Origin of the sequence: Corynebacterium provencense (genome assembly GCA_900049755.1) — a bacterium.
GTDB classification, from domain to species: domain Bacteria; phylum Actinomycetota; class Actinomycetes; order Mycobacteriales; family Mycobacteriaceae; genus Corynebacterium; species Corynebacterium neomassiliense.
Genome location: LT160593.1, coordinates 994,928 through 1,011,065, shown reverse-complemented (window position 1 = coordinate 1,011,065; position 16,138 = coordinate 994,928). Strand labels below are relative to the sequence as shown.

Here is a 16,138-nt window from a genome sequence, read left to right as displayed (position 1 = left end):
AGCAGTCCCGGGTGCTGGTGTCCGAGGTTTCCTGGCTGTTGGTCATGGGGCTCCTCCTAATCCGGTATCTCGTTACGGATCCTGTCGACCGTGGCCAGCTGCTCCGGCGTGAGATCCTCTAACTGCTTGCGATCGGCCATCAACGCCCACCACACCGTGGCGTCCATCCCGCAGCGTCCGCAGGTACGCGGGGAAACCACACCCCACTGGTACATCTGCGGTGGGTAGCCCCAGCCGGCCGCGTAGGCCTCGGTGGAGGTCAGCGACTCGGTTTTCCCGCAGACCTCGCAGACGTGCTCGAAGGGGACGTCATCCGGGATCATCCGGGGATCGGGGTAGTCGGGGTGGACAGTCATGCTTCCTCGTTCCACATCGTTAGGTCGTCGCCGGTGTCGCGCCTGCCCGAGGCCACGCGCCACGTCCACGAGTCGGTGTCGAGAATCGCCACGGAGCCGACACGGGTCTCCAGGGAGTGGTGGAGAGAGCTGGGGAATAGGACCGTCAGTTGGTTTCTGGTCCGTTTGCGAGGGAGTGCTGGAGGGTGTTACAAGTGCGCGGAAACCCTCGGGAGTTTCCGCAGGGTGTGAGCGGGAACGAGGCGTTGGATCGGGGCTGTGAGCTGGTATCGTGGACCGCGCACGCTTTTCTTGTACCCCGTGACCGGACCCGGCGAACAGCCTCCGGACACGGGGTACTTCTGTTAGGTTCGGACCCGTGCCCACCCACGTGACTTTCACCACTCTCATTACGGGGGCGAGCTCCGGGATCGGAGCTGAGATCGCCCGCCAGTCCGCTGCGCTCGGACACGATCTCGCACTGTGTGCCCGCAGGACCGACCGGCTTGACGCCCTCGCCGCGGAGATCACGGCGTCCTTCCCCACGGTCACGGTGCGGACCTACGCCCTTGACGTCACCGATGCCGACGCCGTGCGCAGAGTCTTCAGGACCGCCGACACCGACGCGGGACACCTCGACAGGGTCGTGGTCAATGCGGGCCTGGGAAAGGGGAGGAAAATCGGGTCGGGTTTCCCTGAAGCCAACCGGGAGACCGCCGTCACCAATGTCCTCGGAGCCCTCGCACAGGCGGAGGCGGCCACCGAGATCTTCAGGGAACAGGGGAGAGGACACCTCGTCCTGGTGTCCTCGGTGTCGGCGGTGCGGGGCAACCGCGGTGCGGTAACCACCTACGGAGCGACGAAAGCGTTCGTCGCGAACCTGGGGGAGGGCCTGCAGAGTGAGTTCCTGCGTTCACGGCTGCCGGTCGATGTGACGGTGGTGCTGCCGGGCTTCATCGAGTCGGAGATGACCGCAGGGATCACCGGCGGGGCCTCGGCCGGTGACAGTCCGGCCGGTGACAGTCCGGCCGGGGGACGGCGGCCACCGTTCATGGTCTCCACGCAGACCGGAGTGCGCGCGATCATGACTGCGGTGGAGAAACGCCGACGAAGGGCGTTCGTCCCGGCCCTTCCGTGGAGGGGCGTGGCGCTCCTGCTCCGGGTCTCTCCGCTGTGGCTGGTCAGCAGACTCACCTGACCTGGGACTGACCTGGGACCCGACCTGACCGGCCCGGGCGGGCCCTGACCTTCCCGGCATGGCGCCGGAGAACGCGGGATAACCCGTACTGATCTGCCTCTTTGTGATGCGCCGGGTCGCTGTGTAAGCTATGTCCTCGTTGCAGGGCGATCCGGCAACAACAGGAAAGCGCCCGTAGCTCAACGGATAGAGCATCTGACTACGGATCAGAAGGTTGGGGGTTCGAATCCCTCCGGGCGCACGCTGTGCAGTTCACGAACTGCAGGGCCGGAGGTCACCAATTCGAAAGAGTTGGTGACCTCCGGTTTTTCGTTGTCCGCACCGAGTTGTCCCCGGGATGTGGCCGGTCCGGGCGCGTCCGGTGCAGGCACTGTGCAAGCGCCCGGTAACCCCGGCAGGCTCACGCGTGCTCCCGGATGAACTGTCCGATCAGGCCGGGCCACTCCGCGACATCCTCCGGGGTCCGGGCCACTGTCGTCCTCGCCTGCGGCAGCAGCTTCTTCAGTTCCTCCATGACCGCCAGCGGGTGACCTTTGTCCTCCCCCCAGCCGAGCATGAACACCGGAATCCCCGTACGGCCCAGCTCTGCGATCCGTTCGCGCGGTGGCAGGTCATTGCCCGCGGCCCCCCGGTACACCGACGGCAGCAGTGACTGGTCGATGTCGGGCCAGGTGAACGGCACGTCGGCGGCCCTGGTCGGAGGCACCGGTTCCGCCCGGGTGGTCTCGGCGAACGCCGCCAGACCGTGCTCTTCGACGAACCTGGCGTTCGCCTCGTAGATGGCGGCGCGGTCACCGCGCCACTCCCACACGGTAGGAGGGATTCCCAGCACCAGAGAGGCGAAACGCTCACGGGCGGTGGCGGGGTCGGATGCCGCCGCAGTGAGAATCGTCGCCGAGCCCATGGACTGCCCCACCGCATGCACCGCCGGGGTGACGGTCCGGCCGTCCGGCCCCGTCTCGTCGAAGAAATGCACCATTTTGCCGAGGTCACGTGCCAGGGAGGTCCAGTGGTACAGGGCCGGGATCCTCGCTCCGAGAGAATGCCCGTGTCCACGAGCGTCGTAGCGCAGGACGCGCAGGTGGTCCTGCCCCGCGGTGAGGTCCAGGTGAAGGACCACGTCACGGGCGCGGCTGGATGTCAGTCCGTGCAGCTGGACGACCGGGATTCCGTTCGCCGGCCCCCACGCATCGTAGGCGAGTCCGTCGATGTAACCCGCTGTCGCGTCAACTGCGTCGGTCGCCTCGATCGTTCCGCCCGTGCCACCCATGGTTTGTCCCTTCCCGGAAATACCGCCGTAACCCCGTCTGCCTAGATTGCGGGGCATGAGACTCACAACTGTAGCCCGTATGGACATTTCTGCAGGACAGGTTCATGTGTTCGAGACGACGGTCGCCCCCGCACCGGGGGCGCACCCCGACGGTCATGCCGCATCATTCGACCAGAGCATGCACGCAGGTGCCGGTACGCGCCCGGGTTCCTGGCTGGCGGTCTCCTTCTGTATTCCACCGGTGGGGCTGGGCAGAATCGGTGACGCCTGGCGCAGGGTCATCGACCGGCACGGTACGTTGCGCACGGTACTGACCCAGGATCCGGCCTCGCGCAGCGCCCCGCCGGGTTCCCCGACACTGGTACGCACACACGACATCATCGTCACAGGTGGACAGTGGCGCCGGGTCGGTGACGGGTCAGAGGACCCCCGGAAGGTCCTGCGTGAACTCTTTGACGCCACGTGTGAACCCTTCGGGCTTCCCTCGTACCGGATGACCGTGGTGGCACACGACGACGGGACCCGCACCGCGGTGATCGGACTCGACCACTGCCACGGTGACGCCTGGTCCCTGCTGGTGCTCGTCCGCGACATGCTCGCCTTCCTCGGGGTCGGTGAAGAAGCGGGGGTGGGACGGTCCACAGAACTGTCCGCCGACAGTCCGGTGCGGCTCAGGCCGAGCGTCCCTTCTTTTGCTGACCACACCCGGGAACTGGAGCGGAGGCCCACCGCCCCCGACGAGGTGCGTAACCGTTGGGCCCGGATCATGGCGGACGGGGGAGGGCTGATGCCCAGGTTCCCGTTGACCCTCGGTGACGTCTCCGCCCCCCGCGACGAGGTCGTCGAGGTGGTGGACGTGCTGGACGCCGACGGGGTCGCCGCCCTGGAGTCGGTTGCCCATGACGCCGGCGTCCGTCTGCTGCCGCTGACCGTCAGCGTCCTGGTGCAGGTCAACCATCTCATGGACGCCGGGCCGTTGCGCGCGGTGTTCCCGGTCCATTCCCGTCGGGGCCCGGAGGGTGACCGCAGGAAATGGGCGGACTCGGTGGGCTGGTTCATCACCAACTCGGTCCTCGAATGCGACTCCGCCGACCCGCTCGACTGCGATGCCGCAGTCTCCGACGCCATCGGCCTGGGCTCCCACCCCCTGGAACCCCTGCTGCGACCCTGGGGCGGTATGCCGAAGACCCCGGGAATGTTCGCACTGTCGTGGCTGGACAACCGCCGTCTGCCGGTTCAGGTGCCTGCGGAGGCACACCCCCAGCATGTGTCGGCGTGGATCAGGACCGACGGGGTGATGGCCTGGTTCGTGCTCAACTCCGACGGTATGCGCCTGCGGGTGCGCTATCCGCAGACTCCGGAGGCCTGCGAGACTGTGGGCTCCTGGTCACGTCTGGTCGTCGAGAGGCTGCGGGCACTGGTGGAACCGTCGGTCGGTGCGTCCGGCGGGAGGGAGGACGCCACCGGGACAGTTCCCGGGGCCACCACCGAGACAGTTCCCGGGACCGACGGGCTTCTTCTCTGAGCCGGAGACCGCTGACTCCTGCCCCGTCACACCACCCCGTTCTCGTAGGCGAAGACAACCGCCTGCACCCGGTCGCGCAACGACAGTTTCTGCAGGACGCGCCGGACATGAGTCTTCACGGTCTCCTCGGAGATGAACAGCACCTCGGCGATCTCCTGGTTGGACCGTCCCGTGGCGATCTGTTCGAGGATCTCCCGTTCCCGCGGCGTGAGGGTGGCCAGGGTACGACGTGACCGTGGCGTCCTGTCCCGTCTGACGGGGTCTGCCGCGAGGGCGTCGGCGATGAGCCTCTTCGTCACTGTGGGGGCGAGCAGTGCTTCCCCGGACACGGCGAGGCGTGCGGCGCGTACCAGTTCCCCGGCCGGGGCGTCCTTGAGCATGAATCCGCTGCATCCTGCCCGGAGTGCCTCGAAGACGTAGTCGTCGAGGTCGAAGGTGGTGAGCATGACGATCCTCGGTGCCGGGTCCAGCCCGGAGGCGAGGATGCGGCGGGCGGCTTCCAGGCCGTCCATCACCGGCATGCGGACGTCCATGAACACCACGTCCGGGTGGAGGCGGGTGACCTGTTCCACGGCGGCGGCACCGTCGGCGGCGTCCCCGACGACAGTGATGTCCGGCTGTGCACCGAGAAGTGCCGCGAACCCCTGACGGACCATGGCCTGGTCGTCGACGACAGTGACGGTGATGCCCACGGAACCCAACCTACCGTCAGTGCCCACCGTGTCTTCTTATCACCGGGTCTTCCGGGGCCGCACATGCACCGGTACCACCGCGGTGACGGTGAACCCGCCGTCGGTGGCGGGAACCGCGGTGAAGGTACCCCCCACCGCCTGCACCCGCGCCGCCATACCGGCGATCCCCGTCCCCCCGCCGTGTTCGGGCACGGCCGGTGCACCGTCCACACCCGGACCGTTGTCGGTGACGACGGTCGCCGTGTCATCGTCGACGGTGATCCGGACCAGCACCGTGGCACCGGGTGCATGCCGGGACGCGTTCGACAGGCTTTCCTGGACCACCCTCTGCAGGATGATTCCGGTCGTGCCGTCAAGTCGCCCGAGATCTCCGGTGACAGACCAGGTGAGGTCCATCCCCGCCCGTCGGGCGGCGGTGAGCACCGGTTCGATCTGGTCCGCACCGACAGGGGTCGTCGCTCCGGTCGCGGCGTCACTGCGCAGCACACCGAGGAGTTCCCGCACCTGGTTGAGGGCTTCACGGGCGGTGCCGGCGACCGAGTCGAATTCGGCGTGGATCGCCGGGGTCACCCCCTGGAGCCGGTAGGGCGCGGACTGTGCCTGGACGACGATCATCGACATCTGGTGTGCGACGACATCATGGAGGTCCCTGACCAGTCTGTTCCTCTCCTCGGCGGTGACCCGCAGGCGGGACTGCTCGGAGGCACGCGCTGTCTCCGCCCGTACCTGCCGGCGGGAGACGAGAAGCCACCGCAGCAGCACGAAGAACACCGACCACAGGAGAACTCCGACGACCCACCCGACAACCACGGGGGACGGGTTGGCGAGCATGAGGAGGGTGGACGTGGCCACGGCCGCGAAGACCCGCACTGTGTCGGCCTGCAGAACCACCGCCGCCAGGGTCGCGGCCAACGCCAGATGGAACGTGACCGGCCATCCGAGGGCGAATCCGGGACTGTCGTGCAGGGGTACACAGACCAGGCAGGACGCCGCCACCACCGCCCACGAGGTCGTGGGTCTCCGGTGCGTGGTGAGAACCGGCCAGGTACCGGTCGCGCAGAGCACCGGAACCAGGACGGGGGTCAGAGAGTGGGTGAGGTGGAACGTGGGCCAGGCGACGGCGAACAGCACCACGGTGAGCAGGACCGCAGGTGCGGGTACCCCCGCCGGACGTGACGACACCAGCGACGTGAGGGATCTGAGGGGCCTGAGGGGTCGACGTGCGGTGGGGGACATGGTCTCCAGACACTATGACGGTCCGGTGGCGGACACATCCCCCCTGAGAGGGATTCGTGCGGTGGTCGGGGACGGGGTAGGGCCGGTGAGAATCCCCTCGGAGGGGGATCCGCCGGCAGGCCCGTCATTCCTACTGTGCCGGACCATGCGAATTCACCGGAACATGGTCCTCGGCCGTCTGCTCGTCCTCCTCGTCTCCGCCCTGGGAGGCAGTGCCGCCGGGGCGGGGTCTGCGGAGACGGCCGTGGCGGACCCGCCCCAGATGGTGGGGACGCCGGGATATGAGGACGCAGCGCCGTCGGGCAGTGTCGTCGCGGCGGCACAGGATCTGGCTGCAGGCACTGCTTCGTTCACCTCCGGGGGTGCTCCTGCCGGGGCGGCGGCGTGGATCGCCGCCCTTCCGGAGGGGACGGTCGAGGCCCTCGGATATGTCCCCGTGACCGTCGACGGCATGCCCGCGGACCCGGAGGGGGACTGTTCGTCCCCGGTGCCGCTGCCGGCGTCCTTCACCCCGGCGTGCCTCACCCACGACCTGGGGTACGACCTGCTCCGGCTCGCGGCAGACAGAGGGGAGACCGTACCTGCGGGGGTACGTCCCGCCCTTGACCGCCAGCTCGCAGCGAGGATGGTCTCCTCCTGCGGAGGTGGACCGGTGTCCCGGGCAGGATGCCGGGTGGCGGCCGAGGTCGCGGACGCCGTCGTCACCGCGAACAGCTGGCGTCAGGGGGACGGTGTCCCCGTCGCCGAGAACTTCCCGTGGTCATGACCTGCCGGGGCACTTTCCCAGCCTGTCACCTCCTGATGCGTCCGGCAGTGTCCTAGACTGAGGAACTGCTCAGGAGAATGCACAGGAGAACAAAAGAACTCAGGAAAGGTGCCGACATGACCCAGGGCTGGGGACACAACCCGCCGGAGGACCCGGACCGCGGTATGGATGACGCCACCCGGATGTTCCCGCCGGTCACCCCGGGGTCCGCCCCGTCCGGGCCGGACCGGGAGTTCACCGACAATCCTTTCCGCCAGGCGGGTGCCGGCCAGTCTGGTGCGGGTCAGGCGGGGGCGGGCCAGTGGGATCAGCAGATCCCGTACCAGGATCCCGGTCGGCAGGACGGCGGCCCCGTGACCGGAGGCGCACCGTGGTACGGCGGACCGGTGCCCGTGACAGGTGCGGAAGGGCAGAAGAGCCGGGGACCGTGGATCGTGGTGGCGGTCCTGGTCGTCCTGCTGCTCGCGGCGGTGGGAACGATCCTCGCGATGCGGTGGGACAGTCTCTTCGGCTCCGGCGGGTCCGGGCAGTCCGACGGTACGGCGGTCACCACAGTGGTTGTGCCACCGCCGGGAGAATCAGGCGGCGCACAGGACCCGGGCTCCGGTGGCGGGCAGGGCCGGGGAACGGACGACAGTTCCACAGCCGGTGGTTCCGGCGCACGGCCCACCCGGCCCTCCCTGCCCTCCGGGGTCACCGCAGTCAACGCCGCAGCGCTCAGCGGTGCCCCCACCGGCGACTTCAACTCGATCTGGAAGTCGGGGCCGACCACGGACGATTTCGCTCTCGCCGTCCGCGACGCCTACGTCCAGGCCTACCTCGCCGACCGTGACACCGACCAGACCGTCAACGCCTACAGTCCCACCACCCAGCTGACCTACACGATGACCTGCACGGACACGGGCAGTTACGTCCACTGCACCGGGGGAAACAACGCCAATGTCTACATCGCCTGAACATAGCCGGCCGGCGGGCCCGGCGGCCGATCCGGCACCCGCCCGCACCATGGCCCTCACCCGGTCCAACAACCCTGCCCGCCCCACGGTCCTGTCGGCGTCCCTCGCAGTAGTCACCCTGGCCACCCTGACAGGCTGTGTCATCGGTACCCCGGACAGTGACCGGGGCGGAGAAACAGCCCCGCAGGACGCCGGGCAGGCGACTGTCGTCACAGTCACCGGATCCGCCCCGGCCCCCACCGTCGCAGGGACGCCGGGGGCGGCGTCCTCCACAGTCCCTGCGGACACAGCCCCCGGCCCGGTCGTGGACATCGGGGTCCCGTACTCACTGACCTACCTCGACAACGGTGTCCCCGTCACCGGGGGAGAACTGGAGGGCACACTCGCGGCTCCGGGACCCGTCGCCTGGTCGACCAGCAAGGTCCCGGTCGCGGTCGCAGCCCTTCGGGCCGTCGCCGACGGCACATCCCTGTCGGATGACGCCACCGTCCGCGCGAACGTCACGTCGGCGATCACCGCCTCCGACAATGCGGCGGCCCAGGCACTGTGGGACTCACTGGGTGACCCTGCCGCCGCAGGTGCAGCCACCGACGCCGTGCTCCGCGACGGCGGTGACACCACCACCCGGGTGCAGACCACGGTCACCCGGCCCGGGTTGACCTCCTTCGGACAGACAGTGTGGACCACGCAGTCGCAGGCGCGCTTCGCTGCCGGACTGCAGTGCCTCGCCGGGGCAGGACCGGTGCTCACTGCCATGGGCCAGATCTCGGAGGGACAGGACTACGGTCTCGGGAGAATTCCCGGTGCCGTGTTCAAGGGCGGTTGGGGGCCGGACCTGTCCGGTGCCTACCAGGTCAGGCAGTTCGGTCTCGTGCCGGGTGCCGACGGCACCCTCGTCCCCGTCGCCGTAGAAGTGGTGTCCGCCGACGGAAGCTATGCGTCGGGGTCGGCCGCACTGGACACCCTCGTCGACCGGATCAGCGGCGTCCTCGCCGGCGCGCACGGGGTGAGCGGCACCGCCTGCTGACCTTTCGTCGCTTCCCGCACACATGCTCTATGGTCATGGGGGTGGGCAGCAGGAAAGAACATCACCTCCGCGACGGGGAGGAGCCGGACGCCGAAATCCGGGGGACCCCGGATCCTGCAGGCACGGAATCCGCCGGTGCAGACCGGGTCGGCCTGTGGGTCCTCGGTGCCATCCTCCTGCTGATACTCAGTGTCGCGGTCTTCGTCTCAGCTCTACGCGACTCCCCGGACAACTCCCGGTCAGGGACCCCGCCGCAGGCGGCGCTGCAGAGTGCGGCGGCGCAGGCCGCCCGACCGACCAGCGACGACCAGGCGGAGTCCGTCACCACCAGGATCGTCACCCTGGTCGCTGACGTGGAGAAAAGGTACGACGTCTCCGTCGGGGTCAGTCTCCGCGCCGGAGGCGGGGTGGTCCATGTCGGGGCTGTACAGGATCTCCGGGCATGGTCGACGGTCAAGGTGCCTGTCGCTCTCGCCGCCGTGCAGAAGTCCCTCGAAGGCAGTCCGGGCGACAGTGCGGAAGACAGTCCGGAAGACAGTGACGGTGCCGACCTCGCCGAGGATCTCCGGCTGGCACTGGGTATGTCCGACAATGACGCCGCGCTGCGGCTCTGGCAGACCCTTGGTACCGACGAACAGTCCTCCGCCGCGGTGGACGCCGTCTTCAGGGAGGCCGGTGACCCCACAGACGCCGAAGGTGACCGTGGCCGGGAAGACTACGGCGGATTCGGGGACGTCCACTGGAGTCTCGACAACCAGGTCATCTTCTCCAACCGTCTGGCGTGCCTCGACGGTTCAGCACCTGTGCTCGACCAGATGGGACAGGTCGTGCCCGAGCACCGCCGGGGCCTCGGCCTCCTGCCCGGGGCACGGTTCAAGGGCGGATGGGGTGGCGAACCGGACGGGAACTACCTGTTGCGTGAGTTCGGGCTCGTCGGTGAGCGGGGCAGCCAGGTGCCCCTCGCTGTCGCGGTCCTGTCACGGGACGGCAGTGACGCCACAGCCCGTCAGGCGTCCGGAGCCCTCGCTGAAGCGATGGAACCGCTCATCGCCGAGCTTCCCGGGCTCGGGGGGAAGGCCGAGTGCCAGGTCCCGGACTCAGTTCCGGCGGCATCCACCGCCGCTCCGATCGACCAGACCTGACCGGCGCTGGACCGGCACTGGGCCCGCCGCAGGTGTCTGGGATCAGACCTCCAGCAACCCGATCTGGGCCCCGATGCTCTCGGCGTAGTGCAGCTGGTCGAGCCAGCCGGGCGTCCCGGGGCGCAGGAGGATGAACGGGCGGTTAGCCTGCCCCGACCCGGACCGACCCGCACGGGCCTCGTACCGCAGCCGGGCATCGTGACCGGCCTCGACAAGTCCGCTGATGTCACGTTCAGGGTCAGCGAGATCTTTCCGTGCCCCGTTGAGCAGCTCGATCGTCTCGTCGAGTGCGGTGACCAGGGCGTCCCTGTTGTTCTCGCACATTGCCCGGACCAGACCCGGTTCGGTGCCGGCGACCCGGGTGGCGTCCCGGAAGCTCGACGCCGCCAGGGACAACGACAGTGCCCCACCCTGGTCCGCGGTGACTGCCAGGGCCTCGGCGAGGACATGGGTCAGGTGGGAGACACGGGCGACAGCCTTGTCATGTTTGCGGGCGCGGGCGGGAATCACCGCCGCACCGACAGCCACAGCCATGTCGATCACCCGACGCCAGACCCGCAGCCACGGTTCCACGTCGGCGGGGGCGGGACCTCCGGCGCTCTCTCCGGTACTCTCACCTGCGGTGTACCCGGTGGCGTCCTCTCCGGCGGCGCCGTCGGTGGTGACCACCCACACCGCGTCACGGAACAGTCCCTCGGTCGTGGCGTCCCAGCCGGAGTCGGCGGTACCCGCCATCGGGTGACCGCCGACGAACCGCCCGGACAGTCCGTAGCGGCCCACCAGTCGCAGGACCTCGCCCTTGACCGAGGTCACGTCGGTGATCCCGCACGAAGGTGCGTGGCGGGCCACCGCGGCGAGCATGTCCGGCAGGGCGGGTACGGGCACACCCAGGACGACCAGGGCGTCCTCCCTCTCGGCGCGGGCCAGGGTTGCCGGCAGGTCGCCCGAGACGTCGTAGCCCTCGTCGGAGGCCGCGGTGACCGTCTCCGGTGACCGGTTCCAGCCGAACGCGGGAATCCCGGCGGCCGTCAGATCACGGAGCAGACTGCCTCCGATGAGCCCCAGTCCGAGCACGCACACCGGCCCCGACCTGCCCGGGCCGTGCGGGGCCGCGGGGGACGGGGACGGTGCGGGGCCGGAGGAGGGGACAGAGCTCGGTGAAGTCACCTACCAAGTGTGGCACAAAGCCGACTACCGTTGCGGGCATGAGTGGTTTCGTTGTCGCAGCGCACCTGGCTGACGGTGTCTGGCATCTGCGCGTGGTCCAACGGTCGGTGCCGGAGGGGCTCGCCCCGCTGATCTCGGAACTGCGGGCCATGCGTGCCGAGGGGGTGCTGCTCGGCATGGTCAGTGTCGACGACGACTGGTCTGTGCTGGTCCGCCCCGCGCCGGGTGGTGCCCGCCTCCTGCTGGGGGACTCCACCGTCGCCCTCGAGGACGAGGACGACCCCGAGGTCGACGGGGTGCGCCTGGCGTCCGACATCCTCGACGAACTCGGGGTGGACGCACCTTCCGACGAAGAGATCGAGGACGCCGACGATCCCGACGCTCCCTGGCCCGAAGGTGACTTCGGGATCCTCGCCGACCTCGGCGTCGGGGAACAGTCACTGTCCGTGCTCTTCGACGACCCCGACATCTACGCCTCCCGCCAGCTGCTCACCATCGCAGAAGAGCTCGGCTTCGGTGACGAACTCGCCGACCTCTACGACGGTGAGCTCTCCGAATTCACCGATGACTGACACGGGCACCGGCCGGCAGGTGGTCGGCAGTGGACTTCCTGTGGAACAGTCGGTTCTCCGGGACAGGATGTGGATGGCCAGGGCTCTGGAGGTCGCGGCGTCCACCCCCCCGGGTGACGTGCCGGTGGGGGCGGTGGTCTTCGGCCCGGACGCTGTCTCTTATCCCCATCTAGATATGTATAAGAGAACGGTCCTCCGGAGTCTCCCCAACCCCACCGCGCACGCCGAGATCCTGGCACTGCGCGCGGCCGCCGCGGTCCACGGTGACTCGTGGCGACTGACGGGCTGCACCCTCGTGGTCACCCTGGAGCCTTGCGCCATGTGCGCCGGAGCACTGGTGGGGGCGAGGACCGGTGCGGTGGTGTTCGGGGCGTGGGAGCCGCGCACCGGTGCCTGCGGTTCGGTGTTCGACGTGGCCCGTGAGTCTCCGCTGCACCGGGTCGAGGTCCGGGGAGGGGTCCTGGACGACGAGTGTGGCCGACTTCTCCGCACGTTCTTCTCCCTGAGGCGGTCCGACGGGTGAGTTCTGGCCCGCGTTCCCGCCGGGTGTGCAGGTGAGGTGTTGTGTATTCTCGGCAGGGCACGCCGGGACCGTTCCGGCACTCCACTGACCCGGAAGGGATACACCATGGGTATCGACGACCTGAAGAAGTTCGCGGACAAGGCCAGGAACGCCGTCTCCGACAACCGGGAGACCATCGAGAGCAGGGCCGGTGAGGCCATCGACAAGGTGGCGAAGGGTGACAAGGGTGACAAGGTCAAGGACGCCCTGCACAGCGGTCTCGACAAGCTGACCGGGAAGTAGATTTCCGTTCCGCCCGTGCGGTGATGTAGCCTTTTCCGCGGTGGCGTGTCCGAGCGGCCGAAGGTACTCGCCTCGAAAGCGAGTGTCGTGTAACAACGACCGGGGGTTCAAATCCCTCCGCCACCGCAGCAGAACCCCCGGCACAGTGTGCCGGGGGTTCCTCCGTTTCCGCGCCCGTTGTGACTGCGGGACAGGACAGGTACCGCGGGGTCGAAGGGCCTCAGCGGACTCCAGTGGACGTCAGCGGGTGGTGTATCCGCCGTTGGCGAAGATGGTCTGGCCGGTGATCCACCACCCGTCGGTGGCCAGGAAGCGGATGATCGGGGCGATGTCCTCGATCTGGGTCAGCTGGTTTCCCATGGCCTGTGACCTGTGGAACTCCACGCGTTCCGGTGTCTCCTGGCCGTAGAAGAAGGGGGTGTCCATCGGCCCCGGAGCCACTGCGTTCACGGAAATTCCGCGGTCCGCGAACTCCTTGGCTGCTGCGCGGGTGAAGTGCTCCACAGGGGCTTTGCCGCCGGCGTAGGTGGAGTACCCGTCGGTGAAGGCTGCCAGCAGTGACGTGACGACGGTGATGATCTTTCCGTCGTCTGCGAGGTGTCTGCCTGCCTCGCGGATGAAGAAGTAGGCGGCCTTGGAGTTGATGTCGAACATCGAGTCGTACTCCTCCTCGGTGGTCTCGACGATCGGTTTGCGCAGGACTTTCCCGACGGTGTTGACCGCGACGTCGATCGTTCCGAGTATCTTCTCAGCCTCGTCGAACAGGGCCTCGACGTTTGCGGCGGAGGTGAGGTCGCCCTGCAGCAGCCCTGCGCGGACGCCCTGTGCCTCCACCGCGGCGAGGGTCTCCTCTGCCTCGGCCCGGCTGGACCCGGAGTTGTAGTGGATCACCACGTTCGCGCCGGCGGCGGCGGACTGGCGTGCCACCAGACCGCCGAGGTTCTTTCCTCCTCCGGCGATGAGGACGTTCTTTCCTGTGAGTGTGCGTTCGGTCATGCGGTATTTCCTTTCGTGCGTACCCGGACTCGGTTATCACCGGTATATCACTATATAGCGATGATATGGCGGCTACGATAGCAGCATGGGTCACGCCGTGTCGACAGGTACGAGAGAAAAACTGGTCACCGCAGCCGCCGACATGATCGCCGGCTCTCCCGGTGAGGACTTCTCACTCCGGGCGGTCTGTGACACCGTCGGGGTTAAGCTTCCGACCGCCTACCATTTCTTCGGGTCGAAGCAGGGGCTGGTCGAAGCTGTGGTGGAACACGGATTCGACATGTACATGTCGCAGAAGAACGCCATGGAGAGCTCCGGTGACCCGGTCCAGGACATCCGTGCAGGCTGGGACGCCCACGTCGCCTTCGGCCTGGCCAATCCCGGCTTCTACGCGCTGATGTACGGAAAAGTTCAGCCGGGCTATTCTCCGGCGGCACAGTCCGGTCCCTGGGAAGCGCTGAGGTCACTGACCGCAAAAGCTGCGGAGCAGGGGAGGCTGGCAGTCTCCCCGGAGCAGGCGGCCGCCCACATCCTGGCGACGAACATCGGTGTCACACTGCGCCAGATCATCCTCGACACACCTGACCCGGACCTGTCTGCGGCAGTGCGTGAAGGGGTGGTCCGGGCCATCACGGGGGAGGGGAGGGAAGGGGAGGATCTGGCCGCGGCGACGGTGGCGGAGACGGCGGCCGCCCACCCTGAGATTCTCGGGACGGCAGAGACGCGGCTCTTCCTCGAATGGCTGAAAAAGCTGAAGGACGCCGGCCGCCCGGAAGCGTGACCGCCCCAGTTCGGGGACAGTCACGGAGACAGGCACGGGCGGAGATACAAGGGGTGTCACGGGGGTGCCCGGCGGGCGCTTCCGGCGGAAAACATGAGCAGATCCTCGGGTTCACCGTGGAGACTTCTTCCCATGGTGCTATTTTTGGTCGGGGAAAAATGATGTGAAGCCGTGGAAGTCTCAGGTACTGCACGTGCCCGGGGGCGGCGGAGCACGGCAGAAGACGGCCGGTGACGGCAGATGCGGAAAGGTAGGGCGGTTCGGCGTGCCGAAGCCGGTGGACAAGGGGACCACGTATGTCCCGGGGTTGGACGGGCTGCGCACACTCGCGGTCACGGTGGTGATCCTCTATCACCTCGGCGTCCCGGGCTTCCCCGGTGGACTGCTGGGGGTGGGGGTCTTCTTCACGCTGTCCGGATACCTCATCACCTCGAACCTCATGCGTTCCTGGGACCGGCACGGCGGTCTCGGGCTGAAGACATTCTGGTTGCGCAGGTTTCGCCGCCTGGCCCCGGCCATGATCGCTACAGTCGTGGCCACCCTCATCCTCACCGCAGCCCTGGACCGCGGATCCCTCACCACACGCGCCGGTGAGGCACTGTCCACCCTGTTGTACGTCAACAACTGGCACACGATCCTCGCCGGCAGCTCCTACTTCGACAACTTCGCCGGGCCGGGTGCCCTCGACCACATGTGGTCCCTGTCCGTGGAGGAACAGTTCTACCTGGTGTGGCCGTTGCTGCTGCTCGTCATGCTGTTCATCCTGCGGGGCAGAAGGGGACCCGTCGCCCTCGCCACCGTCCTGGTCGCCGTGGCGTCCTTCGCACTCATGTGGGTTCTCGCCGTTCCGGGGGCGGACAACACCCGCGTGTACGAGGGAACCGACACCCGCGCCGGAGGCCTGCTACTCGGCGCAGCACTGGCGGTATGGCTGTCCTCCCGCCGCGCCGCAGGAAAGTCCACCACCCCGGACGGCCCCGCCTCCGTGCTACTGGGAGCCGCAGGTGTGACGGGGATCGTCGCCATGGTCGTCCTGGTCGACCGGGACAGCATGTTCCTGTACCACGGGGGAACCACCCTGCTGACAGTGGCGGCCGTCTGTGCAGTGCTCGCCGTGTCCCGTCCCACGGGTCTGTGGTCCCGGGTCTTCGGCTGCCTGCCGATGCGGTGGCTCGGTGAACGCTCCTACGGCATCTACCTCTGGCACATGCCGGTCATCGCCTTCCTCCCTTCAGCGTGGCTCAGTGACCGGCTCGCGCTCTCCGCCGGCCTGGTGGCCGTCATCTCGGTCCTGTTGTCTGCGCTGAGCTGGAGGTACCTTGAGGATCCCATCCGCCGTCACGGGGTCGTCGGCCCGGTGAAGCAGTGGTGGGCGCAGCGACGGTCGAGCACCCCGGTCCACGACGGGGGCGGCAGCGGTATGCGTCCGGAGACCGGTGACGCCCCGGCGCGTGCCAGGGTCAGTCTGCAGAGTTACGCAGGAGCGGGGGCTGCAGTGGTCCTCTCCGCCGTGGTCGTCATCGGCGCGCCGGCCGTCGTCGCAGATCCGGACGGGGCGACGGTGTCGGGAAGTCACGGTCCCGGCATGAGGATGGAACTCGACGGGGCAGGTGCCGCGAAACCCGGCGCCCCCTCCGACCCCGCCGCGGGTGCCGCGCCCGGAGCAGGGG

General features: G+C 68.2%; 17 protein-coding genes and 2 tRNA genes. 13 read left to right on the top strand and 6 right to left on the bottom strand.

The features are described 5' to 3' along the window. Positions 1-56: 56 nt before the first annotated feature. On the bottom strand, positions 57-356 hold the full coding sequence (locus BN3906_RS10975; RefSeq protein WP_078057380.1) for a hypothetical protein: 300 nt from the start codon (positions 354-356) through the stop codon (positions 57-59). Positions 357-714: 358 nt separating this feature from the next. Here BN3906_RS10975 and BN3906_RS10970 point away from each other — a divergent pair, with 358 nt between their 5' ends. Both BN3906_RS10970 and BN3906_RS10965 read left to right on the top strand, forming a co-directional pair. Next, entirely contained in the window at positions 715-1,533 is an 819-nt protein-coding gene (locus BN3906_RS10970) for an SDR family oxidoreductase (protein ID WP_147592930.1), read from the top strand. Positions 1,534-1,701: 168 nt separating this feature from the next. Continuing rightward, positions 1,702-1,774 (top strand) — tRNA-Arg (locus BN3906_RS10965). Positions 1,775-1,933: 159 nt separating this feature from the next. Here the strand turns inward: BN3906_RS10965 and BN3906_RS10960 are convergent. After that, positions 1,934-2,803 carry an alpha/beta fold hydrolase gene (locus tag BN3906_RS10960; RefSeq protein ID WP_066588274.1) on the bottom strand — a complete coding sequence of 290 codons (870 nt, stop codon included), beginning with the start codon at positions 2,801-2,803 and terminating at the stop codon, positions 1,934-1,936. Between the two features lie 55 nt (positions 2,804-2,858). On the opposite strand from BN3906_RS10960, the gene BN3906_RS10955 reads away from it, so the two are divergent. Next, on the top strand, positions 2,859-4,328 hold the full coding sequence (locus tag BN3906_RS10955) for a condensation domain-containing protein (protein WP_078057379.1): 1,470 nt from the start codon (positions 2,859-2,861) through the stop codon (positions 4,326-4,328). A 26-nt stretch (positions 4,329-4,354) separates the two neighbouring features. On the opposite strand, the gene BN3906_RS10950 is transcribed toward BN3906_RS10955, so the two are convergent. Together BN3906_RS10950 and BN3906_RS10945 are read right to left on the bottom strand one after the other, a co-directional pair. After that, positions 4,355-5,020 (bottom strand): response regulator, encoded by a 666-nt coding sequence (locus BN3906_RS10950; RefSeq protein ID WP_066588266.1) that lies wholly within the window; start codon positions 5,018-5,020, stop codon positions 4,355-4,357. A gap of 39 nt (positions 5,021-5,059) precedes the next feature. After that, the gene (locus BN3906_RS10945; RefSeq protein WP_078057378.1) at positions 5,060-6,256 is read right to left on the bottom strand and encodes a sensor histidine kinase; all 1,197 of its coding nucleotides are present in this window, start codon (positions 6,254-6,256) and stop codon (positions 5,060-5,062) included. A gap of 145 nt (positions 6,257-6,401) precedes the next feature. On the opposite strand from BN3906_RS10945, the gene BN3906_RS10940 reads away from it, so the two are divergent. From BN3906_RS10940 to BN3906_RS10925, 4 genes are all read left to right on the top strand, one after another. Beyond that, positions 6,402-7,022, top strand: a complete 621-nt coding sequence (locus tag BN3906_RS10940; protein WP_147592928.1) for a hypothetical protein — start codon at positions 6,402-6,404, stop codon at positions 7,020-7,022. A gap of 116 nt (positions 7,023-7,138) precedes the next feature. Further along, on the top strand, positions 7,139-7,978 hold the full coding sequence (locus BN3906_RS10935) for a hypothetical protein (RefSeq protein WP_066588262.1): 840 nt from the start codon (positions 7,139-7,141) through the stop codon (positions 7,976-7,978). Positions 7,979-8,027: 49 nt separating this feature from the next. Further along, complete coding sequence (locus BN3906_RS10930) at positions 8,028-9,005, top strand: hypothetical protein (RefSeq protein ID WP_066588254.1); 978 nt, start codon at positions 8,028-8,030, stop codon at positions 9,003-9,005. A 41-nt stretch (positions 9,006-9,046) separates the two neighbouring features. Next, positions 9,047-10,147, top strand: a complete 1,101-nt coding sequence (locus tag BN3906_RS10925; RefSeq protein WP_261796979.1) for a serine hydrolase — start codon at positions 9,047-9,049, stop codon at positions 10,145-10,147. 42 nt (positions 10,148-10,189) lie between these two features. Here BN3906_RS10925 and BN3906_RS10920 read toward each other — a convergent pair whose 3' ends face one another. Beyond that, the gene (locus BN3906_RS10920) at positions 10,190-11,227 is read right to left on the bottom strand and encodes a prephenate dehydrogenase (protein ID WP_066588247.1); all 1,038 of its coding nucleotides are present in this window, start codon (positions 11,225-11,227) and stop codon (positions 10,190-10,192) included. Between the two features lie 125 nt (positions 11,228-11,352). On the opposite strand from BN3906_RS10920, the gene BN3906_RS10915 reads away from it, so the two are divergent. The 4 genes from BN3906_RS10915 to BN3906_RS10905 all read left to right on the top strand — a co-directional run bounded on the left by BN3906_RS10915 (position 11,353) and on the right by BN3906_RS10905 (position 12,817). Beyond that, entirely contained in the window at positions 11,353-11,886 is a 534-nt protein-coding gene (locus BN3906_RS10915; RefSeq protein ID WP_066588244.1) for a tRNA adenosine deaminase-associated protein, read from the top strand. After that, positions 11,879-12,409 (top strand): nucleoside deaminase, encoded by a 531-nt coding sequence (locus BN3906_RS10910; RefSeq protein WP_078057377.1) that lies wholly within the window; start codon positions 11,879-11,881, stop codon positions 12,407-12,409. The genes BN3906_RS10915 and BN3906_RS10910 overlap by 8 nt, the downstream gene beginning before the upstream one ends. Before the next feature lie 39 nt (positions 12,410-12,448). Then, positions 12,449-12,691: a hypothetical protein gene (locus tag BN3906_RS14570; protein ID WP_147592925.1), complete on the top strand. Its 243-nt coding sequence runs from the start codon at positions 12,449-12,451 to the stop codon at positions 12,689-12,691. A 39-nt stretch (positions 12,692-12,730) separates the two neighbouring features. Next, positions 12,731-12,817, top strand: a tRNA-Ser gene (locus tag BN3906_RS10905). A 114-nt stretch (positions 12,818-12,931) separates the two neighbouring features. On the opposite strand, the gene BN3906_RS10900 is transcribed toward BN3906_RS10905, so the two are convergent. Continuing rightward, entirely contained in the window at positions 12,932-13,687 is a 756-nt protein-coding gene (locus BN3906_RS10900; RefSeq protein WP_066588239.1) for an SDR family oxidoreductase, read from the bottom strand. 85 nt (positions 13,688-13,772) lie between these two features. Here BN3906_RS10900 and BN3906_RS10895 point away from each other — a divergent pair, with 85 nt between their 5' ends. Together BN3906_RS10895 and BN3906_RS10890 are read left to right on the top strand one after the other, a co-directional pair. Further along, the gene (locus tag BN3906_RS10895) at positions 13,773-14,468 is read left to right on the top strand and encodes a TetR/AcrR family transcriptional regulator (RefSeq protein ID WP_066588235.1); all 696 of its coding nucleotides are present in this window, start codon (positions 13,773-13,775) and stop codon (positions 14,466-14,468) included. 265 nt (positions 14,469-14,733) lie between these two features. Continuing rightward, positions 14,734-16,138 (top strand): acyltransferase family protein (locus BN3906_RS10890; RefSeq protein WP_078057376.1); only part of this gene is annotated, 1,405 nt, incomplete at its 3' end.

What these genes read in the sequence shown, in the direction of transcription:
- BN3906_RS10975 (WP_078057380.1), bottom strand. Translation starts at nt 356, where the DNA reads ATGACTGTCCACCCCGACTACCCCGATCCCCGGATGATCCCGGATGAC.
- BN3906_RS10960 (WP_066588274.1), bottom strand. Translation starts at nt 2,803, where the DNA reads ATGGGTGGCACGGGCGGAACGATCGAGGCGACCGACGCAGTTGACGCG.
- BN3906_RS10955 (WP_078057379.1), top strand. Translation starts at nt 2,859, where the DNA reads ATGAGACTCACAACTGTAGCCCGTATGGACATTTCTGCAGGACAGGTT.
- BN3906_RS10945 (WP_078057378.1), bottom strand. Translation starts at nt 6,256, where the DNA reads ATGTCCCCCACCGCACGTCGACCCCTCAGGCCCCTCAGATCCCTCACG.
- BN3906_RS10940 (WP_147592928.1), top strand. Translation starts at nt 6,402, where the DNA reads ATGCGAATTCACCGGAACATGGTCCTCGGCCGTCTGCTCGTCCTCCTC.
- BN3906_RS10935 (WP_066588262.1), top strand. Translation starts at nt 7,139, where the DNA reads ATGACCCAGGGCTGGGGACACAACCCGCCGGAGGACCCGGACCGCGGT.
- BN3906_RS10930 (WP_066588254.1), top strand. Translation starts at nt 8,028, where the DNA reads ATGGCCCTCACCCGGTCCAACAACCCTGCCCGCCCCACGGTCCTGTCG.
- BN3906_RS10915 (WP_066588244.1), top strand. Translation starts at nt 11,353, where the DNA reads ATGAGTGGTTTCGTTGTCGCAGCGCACCTGGCTGACGGTGTCTGGCAT.
- BN3906_RS10910 (WP_078057377.1), top strand. Translation starts at nt 11,879, where the DNA reads ATGACTGACACGGGCACCGGCCGGCAGGTGGTCGGCAGTGGACTTCCT.
- BN3906_RS10900 (WP_066588239.1), bottom strand. Translation starts at nt 13,687, where the DNA reads ATGACCGAACGCACACTCACAGGAAAGAACGTCCTCATCGCCGGAGGA.
- BN3906_RS10895 (WP_066588235.1), top strand. Translation starts at nt 13,773, where the DNA reads ATGGGTCACGCCGTGTCGACAGGTACGAGAGAAAAACTGGTCACCGCA.